General features: G+C 62.7%; 3 protein-coding genes and 1 pseudogene. All 4 read left to right on the top strand.

What is annotated here, in order from left to right; all coding sequences use genetic code 11:
• Positions 1 to 685 precede the first annotated feature (685 nt).
• Positions 686 to 1,675 carry a tripartite tricarboxylate transporter substrate-binding protein gene (locus tag K2Y56_RS19170; protein WP_292511212.1) on the top strand — a complete coding sequence of 330 codons (990 nt, stop codon included), beginning with the start codon at positions 686 to 688 and terminating at the stop codon, positions 1,673 to 1,675.
• 112 nt (positions 1,676 to 1,787) lie between these two features.
• On the top strand, positions 1,788 to 2,294 hold the full coding sequence (locus K2Y56_RS19165) for a tripartite tricarboxylate transporter TctB family protein (protein WP_292511209.1): 507 nt from the start codon (positions 1,788 to 1,790) through the stop codon (positions 2,292 to 2,294).
• A gap of 104 nt (positions 2,295 to 2,398) precedes the next feature.
• On the top strand, positions 2,399 to 3,919 hold the full coding sequence (locus K2Y56_RS19160; protein ID WP_292511206.1) for a tripartite tricarboxylate transporter permease: 1,521 nt from the start codon (positions 2,399 to 2,401) through the stop codon (positions 3,917 to 3,919).
• A gap of 789 nt (positions 3,920 to 4,708) precedes the next feature.
• Positions 4,709 to 4,971, top strand: a pseudogene (locus K2Y56_RS19155) (hypothetical protein); the annotation flags it as partial.

Below are 4,971 nucleotides of genomic sequence, written 5' to 3'. Positions count from 1 at the left end.
AGCCGCATGGCCCGATGGCCACCCCAATCCCCGCCAAAGCGGTCCTCGAATTTACACCTCGTCCGCGGACGCTACCCTTATCGTGCCGTGCAGCGCTCGTCGCGGTGTGGAGGAGGCCGTACCACCGTCATCGCTCTCGACAAGATCAGTCCGTCCCACAAGGCGCTTCGAGGATACGAGGCTGGCGACGCAGCTCCCCATGTCGCGCATCCGCCAGGGACAGTGGCTGTCGAACACGCAGAGTTGGTCAGATGCGGCCTTCGAAAACGGCGGACTGGGTCACGCACTGTAATTGACGATGAACAAGGCCATTGCCGCTCGTTACGCAGACGACCGGTGCCGGAAATGCGCCGCTTTAGGCCGTTCACCTTCCGGAGCTGACAGTCTCCGGCGCCCTCTCCCTGCCGATCCGGGCGCGGACAGAAAGGCTGCTCACGCAGGTCATCCGGCTGTTTTTCAGCCGAGGCAACGTCGTGCTTATCAATCCCGAGTGTTTTTTGCCCTGCTCATATTGCACTGCGATACGCAAAGGCGGTGAACTTCGCAGTATAAGCCCTTGTTCTCGCCGTGACATACAATATGCTGAAAACTTAATAATCGTCCGAGAGTCCGAGGCGCACCGTCCGGCGCACCTGAAGGACCCGGCTGGAGGACATTCATGAAGATCGAGATCGCGCGTTCTCTCATGCGCGGGCTGACGCTCGCCGGCCTCGCATATGCCGGGGTTGGATTTGGTGCAGTACAGGCGGCCTGGCAGCCCACGAAGACCGTGGAGTTTATCGTCCCGGCCGGAACCGGCGGCGGCGCCGACCAGATGGCGCGCATGCTTCAGGGGATCATCCAGAAGCACAGCCTGATGCCTCAATCCCTCGTTGTCATCAACAAGGCCGGCGGTGCGGGCGCGGAGGGCTTCCTCGATGTCAAGGGATCGAACCGGAACCCCCACAAGATCATCATCACCCTTTCCAACCTGTTCACGACACCGCTTGCCACGGGCGTGCCGTTCAAGTGGGAGGATCTGACTCCGGTGGCGATGCTCGGCCTCGACGAATTCGTCCTCTGGGTAAATGCGAAATCGCCCCACAAGACGGCCAAGGACTTCGTCGAGGCGGCGAAGGCCGAAGGCCCGAACTCGGTCAAGATGGGTGGCACAGGCTCGAAGCAGGAAGACCAGATCATCACGGCCGCCATCGAGCAATTGACCGGTACGAAGATGACCTACGTCCCGTTCAAGGGCGGCGGCGACGTCGCGGCCCAGCTCGTGGGTGGCCACATTACCTCCAGCGTCAACAACCCGATAGAGGCGGTCGCCCAATGGCGGGCCGGCGAGTTGAAACCCCTCTGCGTCTTCGACAAGGCGCGTATTCCCCTCAAGGAGACCGTCACCGCCACGATGTCGTGGGGCGACATCCCGACCTGCAAGGAATCGGGGCTCGACATCGAGTACCTGATGCTTCGAGGAATCTTCATGGGGCCAGGCGCCACGCAGGAGCAGGTCGACTATTACGTCGAGCTGTTCAAGAAGGTGCGCGAGACGCCCGAATGGAAGGACTTCATGTCCAAGGGCGCTTTCAACACCACCTTCATGGCCGGTGACGAGTTCAAGGGCTGGCTCGGCAATGCCGCCACGCTCCACCGCACGCTCATGGAAAAAGCCGGCTTCATCGCGAAGTGAGCTCATTCGTCCGCTGCTCGAGGCAGCGGACGCGCAGCTTCCTGAACGGTCATAGAGCCCGGCCGGGCAAGAGCATCAGGCATCGGCAAGACGTGTCCGGAAAGACCAGACCATGGCCCACGATCTCGATCGCAGCGAGAACACCGTTTCGAAACGCACCATGGAGCTCGTCGTTGCCGGCCTCTTCATGGCGCTGGCGACCCTCATCATGGTCGACAACTGGCGGCTGGGAGCGCTTTGGCAGGAAGATGGGCCTGGCGCTGGCTATTTCCCCTTCCGCATAGGCGTCATCATGTTCGTCGTGAGCGCGATCACCTTCGTGATCCACCTGCGCAGGATGAGCGGGGGCGAGGCCACCTTCGTCGACCGCTCCCAGCTCCGCCAGGTCTTCCAGGTGCTCGTTCCGACGATCGTGTTCGTCGTGTCGATCGGCTTCCTCGGAATCTATCTGGCCTCGGCGATCTTCATCCTGTTTTTCATGCGATGGCTCGGCAAGTATCCTTTCTACAAGATCCTTCCGATCGCCGTGCTGACGCCGCTGTTCCTCTTCGTGATGTTCGAGATCTGGTTCCTCGTGCCCTTGCCTAAAGGGCCGATCGAGGCGGCACTCGGCTACTAGAGCAGTATCGGGAACGCCCTCACAGGTGGGCGTCCCTCCCTTGACGGATCGGACAGTGCCGGAAGCGCCGGACACGCCGCACGAGAACGGTTGGAGACCCCGCCTTGGACGCGCTTCTCTCCCTGATCCACGGGTTCGGCATCCTCGCCGATCCGATGAACATCCTCTACATGTTCGTCGGCATCTTCCTCGGCGTCCTCATCGGGGTGCTGCCGGGATTGGGCGGCGCGAACGGCGTCGCGATCCTTCTGCCCCTGACCTTCAGCATGTCGCCGGTGTCAGGTATCATCATGCTGTCGTCGATCTATTGGGGCGCCCTGTTCGGGGGGGCGATCACCTCGATCCTGTTCAACATCCCGGGAGAGCCTTGGTCGGTGGCGACGACCTTCGACGGCTACCCCATGGCGCAGAAAGGACGGGCGGGCGAGGCCCTGGCCACCGCCTTTACGGGCTCGTTCCTCGGCGCCTTCGTCGCTACGCTGCTGCTGACGTTCCTCGCTCCTGTGATCGCCCGCTTCGCGCTCCAGTTCGGGCCGGCCGAGTTCTTCGCCGTCTACCTGTTGACCTTCTGCAGCTTCGTCGGCATGGGCAAGGAATCGCCCCTCAAAGTTGTCGCCGCGATGATGCTGGGCTTCGCGCTGGCAGCGGTCGGGATCGATACGGTGACCGGGCAGTTGCGGATGACCTTCGGCTCGACCGAACTGCTGCGCGGGTTCGACTTCCTGGTCGCCGTGATCGGCCTGTTCGGCGTCGGCGAGATCCTGCTCACCATGGAAGAGGGCCTCGCCTTCAAGGGCAAGACCGCCAAGATCAATTCGCGGGTCGTTTTCCAGGTATGGAAGGAACTTCCGAAATACTGGGCTACCGCGATCCGCTCATCGATCGTGGGCTGCTGGATGGGCATCACGCCCGGCGGCGCGACGCCCGCTTCCTTCATGAGCTATGGCTTGGCCAAGCGCTTCTCCCGCACCGGGCCGAAATTCGGGACCGGTGAGATGGAGGGCGTGCTCGCTCCCGAGACGGCGGCGCACGCGGCCGGCACGAGCGCGCTCCTGCCGATGCTAACGCTCGGCATCCCAGGGTCGCCGACCGCCGCAGTGCTGCTTGGCGGTCTCCTGATCTGGGGCCTGCAGCCGGGCCCGCTCCTCTTCGTCGAGCAGAAGGACTTCGTCTGGGGCCTGATCGCCAGCATCTATCTCAGCAACGTCGCCGGGCTGATCGTCGTGCTCACCACGGTGCCGTTCTTCGCCGCGATCCTGAGGGTGCCCTTCAGCATCATCGCGCCGATCATTCTCGTGATCTGCGCGGTGGGCGCCTACACCGTACACAACGCACTCCTCGACATCTCCGTCATGCTGGTCTTCGGCGTGATCGGATACCTGTTCAAGAAGCTCGACTATCCGCTGGCGCCGCTGGTCCTTGCTCTCGTGCTCGGCGACATGGCGGAGAGCGCCTTCCGGCAAGCGATGCTGCTCTCGCAGGGTAGCCTGTCGATCTTCTGGGCCAATCCTCTAGTGGGCTCGATCGTGACCCTGGCTCTGACGATGCTGTTCTGGCCGATCATCTCGTCCATCCTCGCCAAGCTCCGTCCGCCTCGGCCAAAAACAGCTACGCTGTCTCCATGATCCGTCCGGCGGTTTTGACCCGACTGGTAACCTGAGCCTGTCCGAGTGAAAGGCTTCTCCAATGCGCAGCCCCGGCGAGATCTTTGTTTGCCGGGCCATATTTTCGAGGATAAGGAGCCGGCTTTCACCGCCAAGGCTGTTCTCCGAGACTGAAGCGCAGCGGTTAGCTCGCAGACCACCTGCATCGAGCGGGGCAGCCCGCGGGAGAACCGCTAGTGCGAGAGCTGCGATGCGAAGCTGCGCGACCAGCCACTCGACGGCGAGGTCATCGACACCCTCAAGGAAGCCAGCGTCGTGATCTAAGGCGGAAGGCTTACAACAGCAGCCGGACACACCCATCGCTGAGCTAGCACCCGCCTGCGCCCCAGGTGGTCCTCGAGGCACCTGAGCCGATCAGCTAGGGCGCCTCCGATCGTCCCGTTATCGTTACGCGGCCGACCTTGCACCGACTTCGTGCTTGGGCCACCGGATAGTGGCAGGCCACTCCTCTAGCTCATCCTTCCGGTGAGCCATATTGCGTATCGCCTCCGTCGTGTCTCCTACACGACGTGCTTTGCTGCCCATGACCTGTCAGGCGGCGGGGCTGACTTCACTGATTCTTAACCATCCCGACCCCATCTCGGGATCGCACCGGTCGCGGCACTGCTGCTTGATCGGATACGGCCACGATGCCAGGACAGAGTGACGCCGGATGTACGCGCACCCCGTCCTGGCTTCCGTGGCCGTTGGCTTTTCTCGGAGTAAGGTCCGCTCCAGATCCCTGTTTCAACCTCGTTTCTGAGATCCATCGTGACGAACAGGTCCGAGTGGCGCGACAGCCGCAACATCCAGGCTCGTGCACGGCTGGATCGCGCCTTGCCGGCGATCTTCCCGGCACCAGTACTGCAGCACGCCCTTTCACGCCCACTAATCCCGCCTACACCGCGCCTTGCGATCGAGAGCTACTGGCGCTCGCATGTCTGGCGTGCGGATCGGCTCGCTCGGGCACTGGCGTCTCGTTCCGGTCAACCAGAAGGATGGACGTGGCGGACCGGAACCGAAATGGGTCCGGG

This window comes from Methylobacterium sp., assembly GCF_019745455.1.
In the GTDB taxonomy this organism is placed as follows: domain Bacteria; phylum Pseudomonadota; class Alphaproteobacteria; order Rhizobiales; family Beijerinckiaceae; genus Methylobacterium.
The sequence above is the reverse complement of the archived record's forward strand: the minus strand, read 5'-3'. Positions and strand labels throughout refer to the sequence as shown.